Consider the following 3,874-nt stretch of genomic DNA (forward strand, 5'->3'; position numbering starts at 1 on the left):
CCATTGAAACTTGGGGTGATCGATTTAAGAAAAACGACGTTTGCGCAGATAGGAATGCGCGAAAAGTGGAATCTTCTCGGCGCCTCTGTTATCGATTGGGCCGCAGCTGGGCTATTTTTCTGGGCATGTGTTCGTGTCTTCACACCGGATTTCTCATTTCCAATTGCTATCTTTATTTTTGCAACCGCGACTTTGGCCGGATTGCTATCTTTCCTGCCCGCGGGTGCCGGTAGCTTCGACCTCACGGTGATTGCACTGTGCGCCAAACTTGGCCTCGACACTAATCAAGTTTTGCTTGGGCTGGTACTGTATCGCGTTTTCTATTACATCGTTCCGTGGCTGTTGGCCACGGTCGTGTGGGTCGCCGACAGCGTGAAAGAACTCGAGTCCGATTTTCCGCACCGTGTCATGGCGCGGGTGCTGGCTTTAGTAACCGTTTTTTCTAGCCTCCTGCTCTTTATCTCAGCGCTAACACCTGAAATCGCCTCTCGTATTCAAATCATCCAAGAGGTTTTGCCAAGTACTGTGCGGAAGGCATCGCACTTGACAGTGTTATTTACCGCAGTCATGTTGCTTATCTTGGCGCGCGGGATTAACCAGCGAGTTAGGCGTTGTTACCAGCTGGTCTTGGTCTTGCTCGGTGTGGCAGCTGTTGCTTGTTTAGCCCGCGGAATCGACTATGAAGAGGCTATTTATCTCGGGGTCTTTGCACTAGCACTATTTGCATCGCGCAGTGCCTTTGACCGAGATCCACTCCCATTAAAGTGGAGTAGTTTCGTGCCGACGGCAGCTCTGGCGATTGCTATTCCAATCGTGCTTTCGAGTTGGCATGCGCTTCGGGTAAACAAGGTGGTCAATGTACCCGCACCATCCCATCATGCCAATACCCACTGGCCCATGATTCTTTTCTACGTAATGCTCGCCTGCGCAGTGGCAATTGCGGTATTGTTTTCTCGTTGCCGCGCTCCAGAGTTTGAGGAGCCATGCGAAGAGCAGACACGTCGTTTCGAGAAGCTGATTGCAAAATGGGGTGGAAATGCTTTCTCGCACCTATATTACCTAGGCGACAAGCAGGTCTTCTTTACCGTCGATAAGCGAAATGGTGCGGATAGAGCAGCACTGTTGTATCGCCCGCAGGGTACGACATTGATTGCACTCGGTGACCCATTTGGCGACCCGGATTCTTTCAATCAATTATTCGCGGACTTTATTGATTATGCAGACACCTTTCAGTGTTCCGTCGCATTCTATGAAGTGGGCGAAGAGCATTTGGCGCGGTGCGTCAATGAGGGGATGAGCCTGGTCAAATTAGGTGAAGATGCGACGGTTGATATTTCTGGCTTCACGAGAGTCGGTAGTAAGGGCAAGACCTTCCGGCGCATGCACAACAAGTTGGAAAGCTCCGCTTGTACTTTTGAAATTGTCGAAGCACCGTACAGTCCAGACCTCATTACGGAATTGCGAGATGCATCGCAGGCGTGGCTCGGAAAGCGCACAGAAATGAGTTTTTCTCTCGGCTTCTTCGACGAGAATTATCTATCTCGTGCACCGATTGCCATAGTCCGATCGGCAGACTCAGATCGTATTGAAGGGTTCGCATCGCTAATGCCGCAGGGGTTAAGCGTTGCGTCGGTGGATTTGATGCGCATTCGCCCCGATGCGCCAGATGGCGTGATGGATGGCATTTTCGTGAATCTGATGGAGTGGGCAAAGAACCATGGATATACCGAGTTCAATTTTGGCATGGCACCAATGTCAAACACAGGTGCCCGACCGCATTCTAGGCTCAGCGAAAAAACGATCTATTTGGTGTACAACTACGGTGGACGGATTTATAACTTCCGCGGGCTGCGCAATTACAAGGAGAAGTTCAAGCCTGTATGGAAGTCTCGGTACTTGACCTACACCGATGTGAAATCGTTGCCTGCCATTACCGCAAGTCTGTCGAAACTGATCAATCGGCCAGGGCAGTATTCAGCAATTGCGCTGTCAACGAGTGAAGACGAAATGCCTGCTCCCGAAATGGCAATCAACGCTAATTGATATAAATCCGTGCGTCGTTTCCGCCGCTGCACGCCACGACACCATCGCCCTGCGTGCCGCAGCTGACATCGTAGGTCTGGCCGGTCGCAGGGCTCGTTGCCTGAATATTCGGCTTCAAATTATCGCGAATGTTATCAGCGGTGGCGTTGAGACCGTCGGTCTGCTGATGGAAGACCTCGGTGGCAAACTCACAGCTGGTATTCGGACCGGCAACGACCAGATTCGTGCGGTAACCATCGCCATACACGCAAACAGTCATCTCCTCGCCCCCGGTAAACGTGGTCCCCGGCGACGAGTTGCTGTAGATGATGTCCCTCATCGCCTGGCCGATGTCTGCATTTTCGCTTGACGACGAAGACGTGGTTTCCGTATCCCCATTGGTTTGTCCACCATTTTGTGATGGGGCCGTCTCGGAAGAATTTGCATCGTCGGAGGTGTCGTCGGAGTTTCCGGCAGCGCCACCGTTATTGCTGCCGCCAGCATCAGAGTTTGAGCCGGTTGGGTTCGGCCTATTCTCTGAGCTTGCGTTTGATGCGTTGCCGTCAGTCTGAGTCATGGTGGCGGTGTCAGCTGCCGATTGGCTAGTTACTGCGCCGTCGTTTTGAGAGCAGGCGGTGAAGGTCAATGCGATTGTGGCGAGGATACCGGCGATGAGTGCACGTCGTGAAGCAAAGGTGTGGTGGGTGTTCGTAGGCGTCACGCAGTGGGCAGTAGGGAGTTTTCGCACTATGAAAGTAATAACGATTCGATGAAAATCAGGGCGGTATTTCGACCTGTTTTCTAGAGCCAACCATTGTCGCGAGCAGTTTTCGCGGCCTCGACGCGGTTTGAGGTATTCGTCTTCGTGATAATTGACGACACCTGATTGCGCACCGTGCCCTTGGCAATGAAGAGCTGGCCGGCGATTGTGCCCGTATCAGCGCCTTGGAGAATCAGTCGAGCGATCTCGACTTCGCGGTCGGTCAGGGGAGAGTCGGCCGTGAAAAGTGAGGCCTCGGCCAAGGCCGGATCGATGACTCGGAGGTCGGAGTGGATGCGTCGAATAGCTTCTGCGAGCTGCTCAGGAGGCGTGTCCTTTGCCAGGAATCCGCTGGCACCGGCCTGAAGTGCGCGTTTGAGGTAGCCGGGGCGAGCAAAAGTAGTAACGACGAGGCAGCGGCAGTGGTCAGAAATTTTCGCGATGGTGTCAATGCCGTTGAGGCGCGGCATTTCGATGTCAATAAGCGCGACATCGACGTCCTGCTCGGTGACTTTTTGCGTTGTTTCAATGCCGTCGGCGGCTTCAGCCACGATGTCCAAGTCCGGTTCGGTTTCCAGTAGAGCCTTTAAAGCCCCTCGAACTAGGTGCTGATCATCAGCTATGAGAACGCGAATCATCTATTCTCCCGCGCATATTCGGTGACGGTTGTGTCAGTGAGGTGGTTTTTGGAGCTTGTGGTGGATGAACGGCCCGCGTGGTGGGAGCGGTGCGAGCGCTGCAAGCGTGACTGCGTCATCGTGGCCACAAGGCGAGTGCCGCGACCTGGTGCGGACTCGATAATGAGGTCACCGCCAGCATCCTGGACACGCTGCTTCAGCCCAGCCAATCCACCAGCGGCGACAGTTTGGCCTTCGCCCGTGGTAGCCGCGGAGGAATCGCAGCCTAGGTCGGAAATGTCGAAGCCGATGCCATCGTCGATGATTTCCACGCTGGATGGTGTGAGTTCGATTGAGACATTCTCCGCCTCAGAATGCCGAATGATATTGGTGGTGGCCTCGCGAATCACCCAGGAGAAGAGTTTCGCATTGGTGGTTACACCGCTGGAATCGTCGGGAAGCGAAGCCTCAATGT

4 protein-coding genes are annotated in these 3,874 nt (G+C 53.7%); 1 reads left to right on the plus strand and 3 read right to left on the minus strand.

Features of this window, described 5'->3' with window-relative positions; all coding sequences use genetic code 11:
* Window positions 1-2,043, plus strand: a 2,043-nt coding sequence (gene mprF, locus CORAM0001_RS10750) for a bifunctional lysylphosphatidylglycerol flippase/synthetase MprF (protein WP_157752560.1), incomplete at its 5' end; no start/stop codon positions are given.
* Here mprF and CORAM0001_RS10755 read toward each other — a convergent pair.
* The 3 genes from CORAM0001_RS10755 to CORAM0001_RS10765 form a co-directional block, all read right to left on the minus strand.
* Window positions 2,036-2,743, minus strand: coding sequence for a hypothetical protein (locus tag CORAM0001_RS10755; RefSeq protein WP_005512042.1), 708 nt, complete (start codon window positions 2,741-2,743; stop codon window positions 2,036-2,038). The two genes, mprF and CORAM0001_RS10755, sit on opposite strands and share 8 nt — an antisense overlap.
* Before the next feature lie 80 nt (window positions 2,744-2,823).
* Window positions 2,824-3,420, minus strand: a complete 597-nt coding sequence (locus tag CORAM0001_RS10760) for a response regulator transcription factor (RefSeq protein ID WP_005512043.1) — start codon at window positions 3,418-3,420, stop codon at window positions 2,824-2,826.
* The coding region (locus CORAM0001_RS10765) for a sensor histidine kinase (protein ID WP_040362008.1) at window positions 3,417-3,874 on the minus strand (458 nt) is incomplete at its 5' end. The genes CORAM0001_RS10765 and CORAM0001_RS10760, both read right to left, overlap by 4 nt.

Source organism: Corynebacterium amycolatum SK46 (assembly GCF_000173655.1).
GTDB classification, from domain to species: Bacteria; Actinomycetota; Actinomycetes; order Mycobacteriales; family Mycobacteriaceae; genus Corynebacterium; species Corynebacterium amycolatum_A.

What these genes read in the sequence shown, in the direction of transcription:
- CORAM0001_RS10760 (WP_005512043.1), bottom strand. Translation starts at nt 3,420, where the DNA reads ATGATTCGCGTTCTCATAGCTGATGATCAGCACCTAGTTCGAGGGGCT.